Origin of the sequence: Pseudoalteromonas sp. MMG005, assembly GCF_018101015.1 — a bacterium.
Classification (GTDB): domain Bacteria; phylum Pseudomonadota; class Gammaproteobacteria; order Enterobacterales; family Alteromonadaceae; genus Pseudoalteromonas; species Pseudoalteromonas aurantia.
Window position 1 is genome coordinate 37221 of sequence record NZ_JAGJEK010000005.1, and the last position, 16786, is coordinate 54006.

The following is a 16786-nucleotide window of genomic DNA, read 5'->3' on the forward strand; positions in this document are numbered from 1 at the left end:
ACACTTATGTCGAACTCTCAATATTGGACCTTACTCACGCGCGCAGGCCGTGAGAAAGTACTGGCGGCCATTGCCGGTGATCATAGCATCAAAATCAGCGAATTTGCGGTTGGGGATGGCCAGATAAGCCATACCTCAAATGACTTAATTAATCGTCAATATCGTAGTCATACCAGCGCTTTAAAACAATTAACGCACAACAATGCCTTAATAGAAGTGGTTGGGATAGTCCCTGCCACAGAGGGCGGGTTTTATGTACGTGAAGCGGCATTTTATACCGATGATGGTGAGGCATTCGCCATCATTAATTACCCTGAAACGTATAAACCGGCAGCAGCAGATAACGCCGCGGCAGAGCTCGGCATAAAAGCAGTGATTGATGTGATCAATGCCCAAGTGGTGAGTGAAAAAATAGATCCCTCGATGATTTATGCCACTAAAGAGTGGGTGAGTGACCAAGTTGATCAGAGTGAACTCAGTGTTTTATCGCACGTCGGCAAAAATTGGACCTTTGATAATGGTACCAGTACCACGGTGAATATTAATGCGGATAGTACGGGTATGGCAACACTCAATGTGTGTTCGCTGGATGGGGTGGAAAATGAGCAGACAACAGGCCGTGTTTATGTGGGGCAATCACTGCGTCATGGTGGTGGTATTGAATACAATGGTGACAATAACCCCGTAACAACGGGGGCTGGTGCTGATCATATTAGTTTTTTTAGAAGCGATGGTAGCGGGTTGCACTGGACAGCAAGAAACTATGTTCACAGCAACGACTGGGAATTTCGCGGCTCAGTTACATCCCCTAGCTTTATTGAAGGTACCACCAGCTTAAAAGACAAATATCTAGGCAAATCAGCCAAAGCCGCAGACTCAGTTAAACTCGAAGGCAAAACCAAAACGCAAGTAATTAGTGAAGCGCGAGCAGGGCTTACACACATGGATTATCAGTCGAGTAATTTTTACGACCGCTCATTTAGCTTAACGATACCAGCAAATCGCACAGTGCCATTCCCTGATTTACCCGCGACAGCATGTGACATTTTAGTCTTCGGCTCTACAGACATGACTGGTACAAGCACTAACTTTGTTGGGCGCTTTACAAGGTACGGGAGCACATGGAGTGCTAATACGATTTACGGCAGCACCAACAGTACTAATTACCCGTCGATTGCAATTGTTAATAATCAACCTGCATTTGGAAACCATCATGGCATTGCAGCATACCCGTTTGAATATAAATGCTGGATAGCTTGTCAAAGTAACGCAAATGCAAAACCGTTTGAGTTTTTTGCCAATACATACTCTACACAAAATAAGCCCACGCCAGCAGATATTAGCGACAAGCTCGCTCGATTTGAAAGTTCATTAATTGATGCAACTGGTCAGGATTTTAGGATACGTAACAAACGCGCTTTAGTCGGTTTGGATGACAGGTTAGTCATTAATTACAATTCAGATTGGTCACACGTTGATGCAGGCGGCACTTGGCGCTTTACTGGCAACATTGAGCGCAACTACCACAATAGCGGCTATCTCGTTGGTTCCTACAATAATGTGGGTGAAAATTCGACTAAAACCAACCCTATTTACACCATTGGTAGCAACTATCAGCCCAGTGAAACGGAACTAAATATTATGCATGGTATTGGGTATACCCATGCCAGTTCCGCTAGTTTTGTACCCTATGAAGGTGGCTGGGGCATGTATGTTGCGGCCGATGGCGATGCCAGAATATTTTTAGATGCATCTCATGGGCGTATTCATACCACTGGAGATGTATATGAAGCTGGCACAAAGCTCAGTGATAAATACCTTGGAAAAACCGCAAAAGCAGTCGATGCAGCTAAACTCGAAGGAAAAACCAAAGCGCAAGTGGTTAATGAAGCGCTGACGCATTTACCTTTGCATTCTGCAAGAGACTTCACTCTAGGGACGCTCATAACCACCTCGATAGATTACAGCGTTAACACAGGTAATAGCTGGATGTTAGAAATAACGGGGAACGCGTATGCAGGTGGTCTGCCCGTCGATTTAAAAGCGCAGGGGTACATATATAATCAGACCATAATAAAGATCAGTGCAGTCGCGACTGGGTTTAAGCTGTCGGGTTTGATTGCTATCAATGTCGATGGGCGTTTGTGTTTTTGGTTCCCAAGACAAGCGTATTGGCAAGGGTTTGATGTGCGATGTATCTCAACACAATTCGCTGGGCGTAGGTACAATACGGTGCTTTCGATTACAGATAGCGCGAAGCCAAGTGGTACAAAAGAAGCTTCTATACCAATTGCCTACGTGTACGATTCAACGCAAAAACCAACGTCCGCAGAGATCAGCGATAAGTTAGGCGTTTTTGACAGCTCGCATATAGTGGCAACGGGTCAAGATTTAACAATTCGAGATAAACGCGCATTGGTGGGCCATGAAACCGAACTTGCCATTAACCACGCATCCGACTGGCCTGTAGTCAGAGGCTATGGTACGTGGTCAATTGAGGGAGACTTGAAAGTCAAAGGCGACTTGAAAATGTCGGGCTCAGACAGCTACATATGGACGCCGAACACTGAAAACGGCTACACAGGTATTTATGATGCGTTCAATAATAAAGTTGCACTCAAATACACCAACGGCCAAGGCTTTGACTATGGCGCTGATATTAATATTACCAAAAACAACCCATGGCTAACGCTCGATAGCGCAGGCTCTGGCAGTGATACGAATGAACAGGCAGCGGGTATGTCATTGGGTGAAAATGGCCGTGATGGTGGTGCATCATTACACCTAAGCTACACAGGAGATGGCCGCAGCTATATCGGCATGGGCAATTTAGGATCAGACAATATTGCTGATAACTGGGCCATGAAAATGCATCACCAGAACACATGGGTGCAATTTCGCAGTCAATTGTGGATTGGTGATGAAAATACACGAATAGAAAAAGGAGGTGGTAATTCACTCAAGATAAAAACCAATCACGGCTATGTTGATATTGGCTCACAAAACTCTGGACATTGTCATTACTCAACAGATAGAACTAGTCATTGGTTTAATAAAAATTTGCATGTAGAAGGGGAAATTTACGCAGGATCAAGCTATGACAAACGCGTATATCACGAAGGGCACAAACCCAGCGCCAGCGATGTAGGCGCATTTCAGCGTCACTACGGCCGAACGCCCACAGTAGTTAAAGACAACTTTACAACAATCGCAAAAATTGAGGGGTACGGACTTTCTTCAAGCATTGCTTTGCAACTAAAAGGCACATCAGGCAGTACCGTTGTTAACGTCAATGCATTTATATTAGTGAATCATCATCAAGATATCGTCATTGACTCACTGTGCGGCGGTTACACCGCAATTCAGTTGAAAGTGATCAGCAATGGCAACGAAAAATATTTAATACAAGTCAAGTTACTCAGCGGCAATCCACTGTATTTACATTGCGATATTTTATCGTACACCAACGATGGTGTGAGCATTGGTAATTATGACACCGCGGATTACACCATTGAGCATACGCACACGGTTAAATTATTTGGCCGAAATTTAAGCTCTAGCGGCGAAACGGGCATACAAATAAATGGTCACGATGTGGCGCATGTGGGCAATATTGCTGAGCAATCAGAGCGCCGCAACGTTATATCAAGCGGCACACTGTCTGCGCACAGCAAAAACCATTTAACCACCACCGCTACTTTTACATTGCCAGATGTGAGTAATTTAGAAGAGGGCACAGCGGTTGTCGCATCAAAATCTATAGCGGCAAAACCCACAATTAAAACCCACGGTTCACAAAGCGGGAGGTCAGAGCATATCGCCATGATGCGCGGCACCACCATGCTCACCGATACCAGCGTGTTATTTGATAGGCATTGTACGCTGACCTTTATATTAAATTCAGACAAAAATTGGGAGATGCAGTAATGAGTACACAAGTAAGCTCTTTATCATCGTCGAGTGATTTTAGCCCGACTGAGTTATCTGGCAATAAATTCGGCGGTTTGCCTTTCACAATTACACCGCCCGCAGGTAAGCGCGTAAAGCTCACTAAGCTATTGCCGGACAGCAAAACCCTTAGCGCCGCTGATGTTGCCATTTTCATAGATGACAAACAAATATCGCCGTACGCTACTTTATCAGTAGCGGGCGGAATAGATGCTTTTTACGTCGATGTTGGTTACTACAAATTTATCAATAATCAATCAAATCATGATCAACTTACAGTGTATACAAGCATCATTGGAAAGACTGATGAGAGTATCAGTATCAAACAAAAAAACGGCCAGTCTATCTCGTTAGAGCTTGCTTGGGAAATAGGTGATTAAAATGGAAGTTTTTAGAAATAACGAGTGGATAAACGCAACACCAGCTAACAATGAGCGTGTTAGAGAGCAAGCAAGCTCAGGTGCGATAGTTGAATATACTTATATCGACAGAAGTATTAGCAGCGAGCTAATAATTCAATTATCTAACATCACCGTCACCAGCCCCAACGCCCAGCTTATCGGCAATATTTGGTGGCTGCCCAAAGACGAGCCGTTCACAATCACAGCAAACGCCGAAGGCTTGCCCGATGGTGGCTTAATGGTCATGGTTGAGCGGGTGATAAATGCCACGCAACCTGTTGATGACATACGCTTTGTGGCGAACATCAAAGAAGGCATTGTGACAATGCAAGGCAAGTTTGAGCAATCAGGCAATTACATCATCACCGCAAAGCGTTTAAACGCGGGGCTTGAGCGTATAGAAGCCCCGTTTAGATTGGCATTTGATACGTTAGAGTTTGATGCGTACGTATCAGCGTAACAATGAGTAGATAACACTGCTTATTTGATTTTTATCATTGGCGTTTAAATACGCTTATATTAGGGGCTGTTGATCTTTCAGGTTCATTTTTGCAGCAGTTTGATTGGATTTTATACAAAGCAGAGGCTGCGTAGCATGGTTCTCCCATGTGAATCAGCCGATAACACAGTAGAAAGCCAATCAAGCACTGCCTACCAGTTCTTTTGAGCACCCCTTTGTCTTTGTTGCTTAATATTCGCTTAGGTTACTAGGCCACATATTAAGCGGCGCGATAAAAGCATGCTCAAAGAGAACAAAAATAGAACAGCAAAGATCAACAGCCCCTAGTGTTTTACAAGGGGGTGGCATGACCACACATATTGATTTACAAACCCTGCCTGAACCAAACATCATTGAACCACTTTCTTATCAAGACATTTTAACCGAGCGTAAGCAACGTTTTATTGAATATGCACCGGCATACTCTGATGCTCTTGAGCTTGAAAGTGATCCAATTAATGTGTGGTTACAGGTAGAAAGTTACCGTGAGGCGCTGCTACGCCAGCGCATAAACGACGCTGCTGCGTCGAACTTATTGGCCAAAGCAAGCCATGCGGATTTACAACATTTAGGAGCGTTTTATGGTGTATTGCGTCTTAGCGAGGAGCCAGATGATGACTATCGATTGCGTATACGCGATAACACCATAGCATCAAGTACCGCAGGCAGTGATGTGCACTACCGTAAACATGCGCTCAATGCTGCACCAACGGCCATTCTTGATGTGTCAGTCCAGAGCTTAAAAGATGGCTTAGTCACCATTACGGTGTTGGTTAAAAAAGAGCACGATGTTGATGAAGTGGTTGCCAAAGCTGCGAGTGCGGTGACCGCCAGTGATGTAAAAATGCTCACGGATACGGTAGATGTGAATAAAGCTGAGCTGATATACATTGATGTGGCGGCGGATGTTTATTTGCAAGAAAACACCTCTGAACGGGTATTTAATGAACTGCAAGCGTCACTTGCCAGTGCGTGGGAAGAAGAAGCGCGTTTGGGGTGGGATTTAACGCCCAGCTGGTTAAGCGCACAGCTGCACAAAAAAGGCGTGCGAGATGTGGTGTTGCGTCAACCTGAAAAATTACAAAGTATTGATAAAACCCAGTGTGCTGTGATGGGTACTGTCACATTAAAACTCTGTCAGTGAGGAGCCTATGCAAGTTACGAATGTTACGCATGTGAAGCAAACATCGCCGCCAGCTGATGAAAGTGAGTTACAACCGCACGCATTGCTACCCCCGAATCACAGCCAATTACAACAACAAGCGTTATTAAGTCAGCAGCATGCGCCTTATAATGATGCTATTTCACAATTAACCAATTTAAAAGCGCAGCCAAATGATGCGTTGCTGATGTGGTTGGTGTGGGAATATGGCCTTGAAGCGATTTTGCCATATAGTACAAATTTACGGCAAACCTTAAAAGATGGCCTTGCGTGGCAACGCATTCGGGGCACACCGAAAAGTTTAGAATTGGCGCTCAGCTGGCTTAACTTACCGGCTGTGCACATTGAAAATACCGCACCAGGCAGGCATCATTACACCTATCAGCTTGATTTAGGTGAGTTGCCTAAAGGGCGTACCAGCAATGTGACTAAATTGGCACAATTATCAGCGCCAGTCAGTGCCAAGCTCACCCGGCTATACCATGGTTATGATATTCGTAATCAAACCTTATCAGGTGAGCGATCGGGCTTTGGCCATATTCTATCAGACTATTCAGGTGTGCCTGTTTTTGAGCATGGTAAAATGCTCTGCAAAGCCAGTTTTGGTAATCGCAGTAGCCAACAGATAGACAGCTCGCTACAGCAGCTACACTTTGGCCATCATCGCACCCGCATTAAAACCAGTGAACAGCTCGATACTGTGCAGCCATGGCGTTATTACCTAAGTGGCAATGTCCCATCGCGTTTACCAAATCAGCTGGTTCGTCACCGCACCACCAGCCAGCAAAAAATACTGGCTCAACGTGGCTGGGTTGGCACATGGCAAGGCGGTTGGGTGGGCGATTTACACGGCACCGTAAATGGCAGCCAAGGCCAGTTATGTAAAGCCGTGATTGCGCATAGCCAAATACGCACCGTACAACCCCTTTACTTTGCCGGTGCTAATACGGGCCGCATGAACTTTGGTACACTGAATATGACGTCAAAAGTACCAAATTCCTAGTACTCACATCTAAAGTACTCATATCTATCGTTCTTTTATTTATAGTACTGTTATCTCCAGTACTTTTATTTCTAGTATTTAATGCACTGAAATGCAGATAAGTTTGGGTTTAAGAGCATACCCAAACCTGAGCACCACCAATCAATTCGTGTTTTGTATTTAGCACAAAACACGCTTTCCATTTTGATACCAATTGCTTTAAATAGTGACGTTAATGGGTCTGTTGGCCCGCTAGCATAATCACTACTTTAATCAGGTTGGTATAACACTCCCTTGCGGATAAGCATGACCTTCAAAGGACCTTCCCATGACAATCGAAACCGGATTAACCCAGTTACAAATTGATGTTGCAGAGCTGACAGACGAAAGTGTGAAATTAGCCAACAGTGTAACAAGTAGTTTAGCCACAATAGATGCCGTAAAAGGCGATATTCAAAACACCCATGATTTTGTTGATAGTAACTATCAGGCCATGAACGATTGGCAGACCAAGCATGGTACTGTCACGTTTAAAAACCTACAAGGCCAAAATAAACAGGTTAATACGCTGTCAAAATTGATTTTAGACAGTGAAAAAATCAACCCCAACCCTCATGTGATGAGCAAAGCCCAGTTTGACGCGTTGCGCGAGCTGCGTAAACAGCAATATGCAGGCAGTGGTTTTGTAGAGTGGGGGAAGCACAGAGATGGAGAGTTAGAGGTTGCCATTAACCAAGGTATGTATGACGCTCAGACTACACCGAATGCAATAAAGCTTGGGCGTAGAGACAGTGACGGGTTAGGGGTATCAAAAGCAGCGTTTCCATTAGCGGCTGTGGGTGGCGTTCAACATGTTATAGAGGGCGTAAACGAACCTGATTCCATATCCAACAATATACCTTTTCCACCAGCGCCGGACGGCACCAAAACCTATAATTCAGCCACGGGTGTTGTAACTGAGCATGCAAGCGCTGCACAGGCTTTTGAAGGATTGGTTACTAACGGTGATTTTCGAGATGGCGCTAATAATTGGGCTCCTTATAATGCAACCCTGTCAGTTACGGACAAGGTAATAACGGTGACATCCACCACATCTGGTACAGGTAACGTATCCCAGCAAGCCAGTCTCACTGCTGGTGTAGAGTGCATCGTCAGAGTCGTAGCAAGGCAAGGAACGAATAATGGTACATCAGCTAGCCTCTCTTTTTGGAATGCAACAGATGGTCATATGCAGCAAGTTACTCTTGATAGCACTGAGTTTAAAGAGTATATACTGCGTGGTACTCCGACCGTAGATTCTGTCGTCATATTTTATACTGGTACTGGCTTAGGTTCTGAGGTTATTGTATCTAATGTATCAGTTATGCCAGTAACCGAATCAGTCATTACTTCTCGTAAAGATCTCGTATTCTTAGAAACATGGCATGAGAAGATTAGCGATAAAGACATTGTATTCCCTCTTGGAAATGTTCAATTTATTTCAACAATATCAGAATCAAGCGGCGTTCCCGTATGGCCTATTGAAAGTACTTTTGGTATACCTAAGTCTTATTCGGCTTTCGGTGAGTGGGATACTGTTACGGAGGGTAGGGGGGCTAGATGGTCAACTATATCGGATAAAGAACGTAAGAAGTTCGTAGATAACCCTGAAAATAACATCTACTACGATTCAGAAGCTGATGAGTTAATTCAAGTTAGGTATAGAGTTAGAGTTATTGAGGGGCAGAGAAATGAGTGGCACCGAGTACAGGCGGATGACACTACCGTAATTAATAAATTTTTAGGGCATAGTTCAAGTAATCAACAAAGTGTTGTAAAGCCAAGAGGAGCTCGTATAGAAGTACTTGACTTGGGGTCACACCCTGAGGGGGGGTTAGGTATGTACAAAACGCCATTTACAGTTCAGTCAAACCCGGAGGCTGGTATTGGCGCTTTCTTTGCGTGCAAATACGATGGTTCTGTTGTGCAAGGTATTTCGTCAAATAATAAATGTTATTCAATCCCAATTGCTCTAGTCCAACGCTTAAATCAAGGCGCTTATCACCCAACTTATAATCCTATGGGTTGTAAAACTTGGGCTGCAGTTGGGGTAAGTCTTAATCTTAAATGGCACTCTAACGGTGCTGTCGGTTTAATTAACTCTACAGCTCATTGTTTTGAACCAGAAAACCTAGGAACGAGACCAACACCTACAGCACGTTCAGGCTATATTGGTGCAGAAGATGCTGACTCAGGTCGTTCAGACCAATATAAATATTACGATGCTATCTACGCAGGACAGGTAGAAGATTTACGCCTCAATGCCAATAAGCTTGATGTGAATCAGTTACGGGAAGAGAGTATGCGTAAGGCTGTAGCTGGTGAAATGAGGGGTAAAGGAAGTGTACCATTTACCAGCACTTTCATTTCAAGTAAGACAGTTACTGGTAGTTCTTCTGGCGCTATCAAGATTGCTTACGGGGATATTACTGGTTTTGGTTCTGTATATGAAGATAGATTGGACTTAGAAGGTAATTGTTTTGGTCAGGTTGTAGAGGATGCGACAGGCAAAGTACATGACATCATCAGTGTTGGTAGTGATGGTTCAGCTTGGACTTTCTTTGTTTCTGACCCTATTCCAGTAGGTCTTGTTGTCAGTGCAGCTCTATACAGAACTAATATCCTCTCAGCAGAATACGACTCACTCCCTTGGGTAGATATTATCGGAGACCCTGAACGGATTGCAGTCACATTCCCTGATGGGGTTGTTGGGCAATGGATCCCTCAGATTCCTAATGGTTCCCAATTAGAGTTAAATCTCAATAGAAAGTCAGAAGGCTCTATTATTTCAACCCTATATACTGATAATGATGCTTCAAGCTGGACATCAATTTCTACCTCAGTTAACGGAATTACAAATACTATTACAGGTACTAAACCGTCAACACGGGTTGAACTTCATACATACGAATCACCTTCAAATTTCACTGTATCCTCAAGTAGCACAGCTGTAGTTGGCGATGTGGGCGATGTATATGCTAGCCAAGCACATCAAGTAAAGTACGGGAATAGGTTACAACCATCTCTAATGGGTAAAGTAGGTAAGCGTAGTGGTGGTGCTTATTTACAAGAATTTGTATCTATAACTAAGTATTCTAAATACGCTCCTGATGGTGATTTAGGGTGGACTTCTGTCATTGGAGATGATCCACTTCATGCTCCTTTGAGTTTAGATAAACCAAACGATAGCTCACCCGCCGTTAAAGCACTCTCAACTGTCACTGAGAAAGACGGGCTACTGTATTTGCAGCTACATGGTGCTGAATTGAAACATACACCTCGCACCATAGCTGACATGACTGTAATTAATGCGGGTTCTCCTACAGGATCTATTACAAAAGGTCATGTTTACTTGTTTCAGGGATTTGATAATGCACTAGTAAACAGGCCGATGGTAGCATTAGTTGATCACGCAGGAACCACTTGGAACTCCAGCTCTTACAATGGTTATACCTTGAATGATGTAGGTGAAGTTATGACTAATACCGGCACTAAGTTCACTTTAATTCGTTCATTTGATAGCCATTGGGGCGACGACCAAGTCATTCCTATCGTTAATGGTGAAAATGTTAAAACCGACCTGAACGGCAATACGGTGAAGGTGTTTTGTCACCATACGCAAATACCACTGGGAATTGCCAGTAACTAAGCAAGTTAGCCTGGTTGGAGCCAGGCAGTTGTATTAAATAATGCTACTGGTATGACTCACTTACATGAAAAGCAAAACCAGCGGTAGTACGCTTTGAGTGATTGCAGGTCATTTATTGTTAGCTCATACGAGGTTATTTATTGGGCGGCACAGCAGGCCTATTTCTCCAAGTATCTGAGAGTTAAAGCGTATTACTGCCACATCTCACATGTGAGATGTAAAATGGCGAGGGCAAAGTTGTCCGTTATTCTTTTTAAGAAGGGGGTATAGTAGCGGTATTGTGAGCACAGTTTCAGCACTGAGGTGTATTTAAGTGAATACAAAAACGTGCGTTCATTGTGATTTTGCAACATCGCTACTTAACCTCAGGTTTGGGTAAGGGTTTTGGAATAGGAAATATTTTGAAAACACACTTACGTACAATCCAATGATGATATTTTTTCAATATCAAGGCGCTTTTATGCAGTAATAGCGGGCTATTACAAATGAAAGCAACACCGATAGTGAGAAAAATAGCTTTATTGGGCAAATTCGCTTATCCAGAGCTGAGGTTACTTACTATCATTTTATTGTGTATTTTATATCAACTAAGCTGCAACAGGCGCTAAGTACGCTATCGCGTGCTTGGAAAAACCGAGAGTGGTTGGCACGATAAAATACATTTAATCCCCTTTTTTATGGAGAAAGCCATGGCTACATCGACAACGTATTCGGCGGTAGTTTGGACTAGACAAGGGCTCGCTAAACTTTTATCGGCGTCACAGCAAGGATTGAATTTAACAATCACGCATGTGTCGGCGGGCAGCGAAGCGTATACGCCCAGTGACACCCAAACGCAATTACGTCAACAACAACAAATCGTGCCTATTGGAGGCGCAGAAAAGCTCGATAACAACCAACTACGGTTTAGTGCCTTATTTGACGGCGACTTAACGTACGATGTAAAAGAAATCGGTATTTGGTCAGAAGGGACCTTAGCAGCCGTGTACAGTATTGCTAATCAGCAACTCAATCATAAAGCAGCCAATGCAGCCTGGGTAGAAATGTTTACCCTCGATGTGTCGACGTTGCCATCAAATAACATCAGTTTTGAAGTGGGTGTGAATAACGCCAATATTTTTATGGCAAAAGAACTCGCCAGTTTGACTCACGCACAGTTATTGCAAGGTAAAAACCTCATACAGCAAGCACATAGCAATATGCTATTAGAAGAGCGCTTGCGCAAAGCGGGTTTATAGGGCTTTCATAGGGCTAGTAATAGAACCTATCGCTAAGTAGCGATCAGCAGGGTGTTATTTACATGATGTCAGTAAATCAGCATTAACATTTAATACCGAACATCTAATATTTAGCAACTGATTCTTAGCACCTAATACTTAGCATCTAATTCCTAGTACTGACTACCGACACAATAACACGGTAATGGCATCGACTTATGTGCCGCGCAGCAAGTAAGTCGCATAATAAACAGCACACAATGCCATTTGCGAGAGACAAACCCCTTAGCATAATTGGTAGCCTTTAGGCTATTCAGACTAAGTGGGGCCTGTTGTGAAGCACCTTTTAAATGGTTTGTACATAACAGGTTTTGAACGAGGAACTTTTTATGACTTTAGAACAAACACTCACAGATGTTGCTTTAGAAGCAGCAAAACATGCCGACTCAGCCAACAAGCTGATTGATGATGTGAAAAACGGCATCGACACCATTAATGTAGTATCACAAAATCACAGTGTGATGGACGACTGGCGCACCAAAACGGGCAAGGTGGCCTTTAAAGATATAGCGGGTAACAGCCATGAGGTTGACACGCTGGCAAGCATCATCGCCGATGCTGAAAAAATTAACCCCAACCCCCATGTGATGACCAAAGCCCAGTTTGATGCCTTGCGAGAGATTCGAAAAAAACAGTATGCAGGCAGTGGCTTTGTGGAGTGGGGGAAGTGCTATCAACCCGAAGGCAATTGGAGCCCTAAATGGATCAATAATGGTTTATATCAATCAGCGCTGTCTGCGGGATATACTAATGAGTTACTAACGGGCTCGCAAGGCACAAACCCACAAGGAGTATCAAACACCGATTATCCCGAAAGTGTGATTGATGGCGTGACGCATAAATTAAGCCTAATTAATTCGAGCAATTTGGATTTAATGAATCGGATTAAGTTTCCTACCGCCCCAGACGGGACTAAGACTTATGACTCAGCAACAGGCATAGTGACCGAACATGCAAGTTCTACTGAGGCGTTTAATGAAAGAAAAATCAAACTGGGTTCTGTAGCGGATGGCACATACGATGTAACGAATAGCACTTTTAAATTTGAAAGTACCAAACCAAGTGGTTTTTCGTTATCGACAGGAAAGCCAGCAGGTTCTGCTAAAATTGTTGTGCGGGTGGAATCATCTATCACAAAAACGCTTGAACTGAGAGATAGTAACTCTCCAGCGGGAGATGCTCCTCTGATGAAGAGTATTATCCTAGAAGCCGGTAAGACTGTAGACTTAACGTTTAATTATACGATCACGTCAGGAGGCGTTTATTTTAGAGTCCCAGATCCTGCCGTTGATCAGGCTCTTAAGGTTCATACGTTTCAAGTGCTACCAACAACAGAATCAGTCATTACTTCTCGTAAAGATCTCGTATTTCTTGAGTCATGGCATGAAAAAATTGCTGATAAAGATGTGGTTTACCCGTTGGGTAATGTGCAATACGGTGCAACCGATTACCAAGGTATTGCATTGCAGAATAACTTGGTGGCACAGGGTTACAGTGCATTTGGCGAATGGGATGCCGATACTACAGGTCATGGTGCTAAATGGTCTAGTTTGTCAGAAGCAAATCGCGCTAAGTTACTGGCGAACCCAGCGCACAATATTTATTATGATCCAGAGGTCAAAGCCTATATTCAAGTGCGTTATAGAATTCGGGTTGTTGAAGGGATTGGGGATGAATTTGACTACACCCACGCATATAGAGGCATAGCTACAAGTTGGAGATCTAATAGAGGTAATGCGGATTACCCTTACTTCAACGTTAGAGGTCAGAATGTATCATCTGATGACTATTATGATTCAGGTTCTACGTCATCTAACGGGTACTTCAATCCACCAGATAATAGCCAACGTGAGATAATTAACGACAGTGATTTTGAGGGTTTTGCTTCAAAGAAGGGAATAGGACACAATAATAAATGCTTCGCAGTTCCTATAGCCCTTGTACAACGAATGAACCAAGGTGCGTATCACCCAACTTATAATCCTATGGGGTGTAAAACTTGGGCAGTAGTTGGAGTTAGTCTAAATCTTAAATGGCACTCTAATAGTGCTGCTGGTTTAATTAACTTTACAGCTCATTGTTTTGAAGAAGAAAACCTTGGAACTAGACCAACACCTACAGCACGTTCAGGGTATATAGGGGCAGAAGATGCCGACTCAGGCCGCTCAGACCAATACAAACACTACGATGCAATCTACGCAGGACAGATAGAAGACTTACGCCTCAATGCCAACAAGCTTGATGTGAATCAGTTACGTGAAGAGACAATGCGCAAAGCGGTTGCAGGCACTTTGCGCGGAAAGAGTAAGGTGCCTTTTACACATGTTATTCATAGCATAAAGAATACAAGTACAGGATTAACGGGTAGAGGTTGGGTTGTATTTAGTGATGATGACATGGATTTTTATAATCATCCATTAACTCGTAATATACCAAGAGCAGCTGGAACGACAATGGCTGGTTCCCCTACTATTGGTGGCTTTAAGTTAAATGAGAAACATTATATATTTGATGAAGTTATGCTTCATACAACTAACAAGGGCTTAATATACGTAAAGTTAACTGAAGGCACTTTGGCTGCTACAAACTTAAAATCTGATCTAGTAATGACTCTATTTAATAGCCCTACGTTCAGCTCAGAATTCGACTCACTCCCTTGGGTAGACATTGTTGGAGATCCTGCTCGGATTGCAGCCACATTCCCTAATGGTGTTGTTGGGCAGTGGATTCCTCAGATTCCTTTAGATGGTATAAGCCAGCCATTCATATTTAATCGTAAGAATGTACAAGGTAATTACCCAAGAATTTATACACTTGATAATGGTGCGACATGGACAATGGGTACACATACAATACACGAAGTACCTAACACAACTGGTGCCACATTCCCAGATGCTCGCTATGTTTCTTTATTTCACTATGAAGCACCTTCGAACTTCACAGAGGCGAGTAGCATTTCATCAGTCATTGATGAGCAAGGTGGTATTTGGTACGGGGCGCACTATCAACCATATTTTGGTAATCGTTTACAACCAAGTCTGACGGGTAAAGTTGCGACTAATAATAAGTCTGGCGCAGGCACTAATGCTTTTGGTTTTGCCAAGTTAGAACGTTACGTACTCAATGAGGCTAACTTTCCTAGAGACCCTAGTTTCTCTAGTATTTACGCATCATGGATGAATGTTCCACTCAATATGTCAGTACCTACTAATAATAGTTCTGCCGTGAAAACAGCGCATTCTGTTGTTGAAAAAGATGGCCTATTATACCTGCAATTTCATGGTGCTGAGTTGAAGTACGATACGCCGACGATTGTGCAAATAACCTTGAATAATTCAGAAATAAAGGCGACGGAAGGCTCGATTTACCGAGTTGCTTCAGAGGTTAACTCTCCATTAGCTGGTGGTGTTTGGTATTGTAATACCACCACAAGCGCAGCGTTTGACGATATTACGTGGTCAAAAAATAGTGATGGAAATATACGTGCAGGAGGTTCAGTGGCAGACCCCAATACCTATTTTATACCACATTATGTGGCTGGTTGGGGCGACGACCAAATCATTCCTATCGTTAGCGGTGAAAATGTTAAAACCGACCTGAACGGCAACACGGTGAAAGTATTTTGCCACCATACGCAAATACCGATTGGCATTGCGCACCACGGTTAATTCATTTTTATATTTATCACTTTTACTTATCAGCTTTTAAGTTATCACTCAGTAATTTATCACCTGTTAAGTCATCCACTTTGCAGTTATCTCTTTTTAATAGGGCCACTGACGTACAGCTATGTATGGGCGCTGGTGCCATAAGGAAAATCATGGAACAGAATGAACAAAATTCGGCGAATGTAGCCGATACGGGCGCTTTGACGCCTGAACAAATGCAAGATACACAACCAGAAAATGCACAATCAGAAAGCACGGAATTAGACAGTACAGGGCCAACAACGACGGCCACCCCAGCACACACTGTAGAAACGCCAGAAACACCAGATGCGGCGCAGCAAACCTCTGACCAAGAAGGCGATGAAAGCGAACAGGCTACGGATGAAGCGCAGATTACACCAATCAGCTATGAAGAGGTGCTGACGAAAATGGCGCTGCGCCACCCGCAATCACAAATTGATACCGCATTAAAGCAAGCCATTGCCTATGAGCAAGCCAAGCATGTTGCCGCATACCAGCAATGGGAGCTAGAAGTTGTTATAGCGCAAGCCAAGCGCGATGACGCACTTGCACATAATGCGACGGTAAAAGCGGCTGAGAGTATGGCTGAGAGTACAGCTGAAAGCTCGGCTGAAAATAATGGCGTAGAAGCCGCTTTGGTCGAAGTGCCTGAGTTGCCACAGCAACCAAAAATAGACATGACACTGCGCCGCAGCTGTTACCGGACTGAATACGTTGAGGTTGACTTAGAACTTACAACACAAACGCAAGTACAGCGCAAAGAATATGACGATGAAGCACATGTGTTGCGTATTTATTCTGCAACGCAGGCACACAGTGCAGAATATATTGCACAAGTACAGCGCGCACGTTTTAAAGCAAGTCGAGCGCGTAAAGTGGCACAGCAAACAGTTATTGTAGAAGGCATGGAGTTTGATGCCGACGAGCTAAGCCAGCAGCGCATGGCACGCGCGTTATTGCTGATGGAAGATGCACAAACAACCAGGTGGGTATTAGCCAATAATGATGTGGTGCAAGTGAGTAAAAAGCAGTTGTTTGAGGCCTGTAAACTCGCAGGTGAGCAGCAATCAGCATTATGGGTGCCAGCATCTTAAAAGCGTGCTTTTTTGCACACAAATGATGCGTAGCGAGTTGCCTTAG

The 16786-nt window shown here is 43.6% G+C and carries 9 protein-coding genes; all 9 read left to right on the forward strand.

The window, feature by feature from the left end:
- Window positions 1-6 precede the first annotated feature (6 nt).
- Window positions 7-3927 carry a phage tail protein gene (locus tag J8M01_RS05355; RefSeq protein ID WP_211057271.1) on the forward strand — a complete coding sequence of 1307 codons (3921 nt, stop codon included), beginning with the start codon at window positions 7-9 and terminating at the stop codon, window positions 3925-3927.
- Window positions 3927-4328, forward strand: coding sequence for a hypothetical protein (locus J8M01_RS05360; protein WP_211057272.1), 402 nt, complete (start codon window positions 3927-3929; stop codon window positions 4326-4328). The genes J8M01_RS05355 and J8M01_RS05360 overlap by 1 nt, the downstream gene beginning before the upstream one ends.
- A 1-nt stretch (window position 4329) precedes the next feature.
- Complete coding sequence (locus J8M01_RS05365; RefSeq protein ID WP_211057273.1) at window positions 4330-4809, forward strand: hypothetical protein; 480 nt, start codon at window positions 4330-4332, stop codon at window positions 4807-4809.
- Between the two features lie 346 nt (window positions 4810-5155).
- Window positions 5156-5992 (forward strand): baseplate J/gp47 family protein, encoded by an 837-nt coding sequence (locus J8M01_RS05370; protein WP_211057274.1) that lies wholly within the window; start codon window positions 5156-5158, stop codon window positions 5990-5992.
- Window positions 5993-5999: 7 nt separating this feature from the next.
- Complete coding sequence (locus J8M01_RS05375; RefSeq protein WP_211057275.1) at window positions 6000-7013, forward strand: phage tail protein; 1014 nt, start codon at window positions 6000-6002, stop codon at window positions 7011-7013.
- A gap of 307 nt (window positions 7014-7320) precedes the next feature.
- Window positions 7321-10680: a hypothetical protein gene (locus tag J8M01_RS05380; protein WP_211057276.1), complete on the forward strand. Its 3360-nt coding sequence runs from the start codon at window positions 7321-7323 to the stop codon at window positions 10678-10680.
- 689 nt (window positions 10681-11369) lie between these two features.
- Complete coding sequence (locus tag J8M01_RS05385) at window positions 11370-11918, forward strand: phage tail protein (RefSeq protein WP_211057277.1); 549 nt, start codon at window positions 11370-11372, stop codon at window positions 11916-11918.
- Between the two features lie 368 nt (window positions 11919-12286).
- Complete coding sequence (locus tag J8M01_RS05390; protein ID WP_211057278.1) at window positions 12287-15625, forward strand: hypothetical protein; 3339 nt, start codon at window positions 12287-12289, stop codon at window positions 15623-15625.
- A 152-nt stretch (window positions 15626-15777) separates the two neighbouring features.
- On the forward strand, window positions 15778-16740 hold the full coding sequence (locus J8M01_RS05395; RefSeq protein ID WP_211057279.1) for a DUF4376 domain-containing protein: 963 nt from the start codon (window positions 15778-15780) through the stop codon (window positions 16738-16740).
- Window positions 16741-16786: the final 46 nt, after the last annotated feature.